1 protein-coding gene is annotated in these 256 nt (G+C 67.6%); it reads left to right on the top strand.

Going from position 1 to position 256, the window contains the following annotated elements:
- Positions 1–61: 61 nt before the first annotated feature.
- Positions 62–256, top strand: a 195-nt coding sequence (locus SB717_RS37590; protein ID WP_410908238.1) for an SDR family NAD(P)-dependent oxidoreductase, incomplete at its 3' end; no start/stop codon positions are given.

The following is a 256-nucleotide window of genomic DNA, read 5'->3' as shown; positions in this document are numbered from 1 at the left end:
CGTGCACTCGGTCAATGTCCGCGGATTCGCGTCGCTCCCCATGAAGGTGAAGGTGCGCTGAATGCCCCGTTTTCCCGCTCATCCCGATCGCCGTCCGGTCATCGTCGCCGGCGCATCCTCCGGTATCGGTGCCGCCACCGCGGTGATGCTGGGCGCCGCCGGCTATCCGGTTGCCCTGGGCGCCAGACGCGTTCAGAAGTCCCAGGAGTTCGTCGATCAGATCAACGCGGCCGGCGGTGAGGCGGTTGCCCTACCC

Origin of the sequence: Priestia sp. SIMBA_032 (assembly GCF_046535215.1) — a bacterium.
GTDB classification, from domain to species: Bacteria; Bacillota; Bacilli; order Bacillales; family Bacillaceae_H; genus Priestia; species Priestia aryabhattai.
Note: the sequence above shows the minus strand (reverse complement) of the source record. Positions and strands in the feature narration are given on the sequence as shown.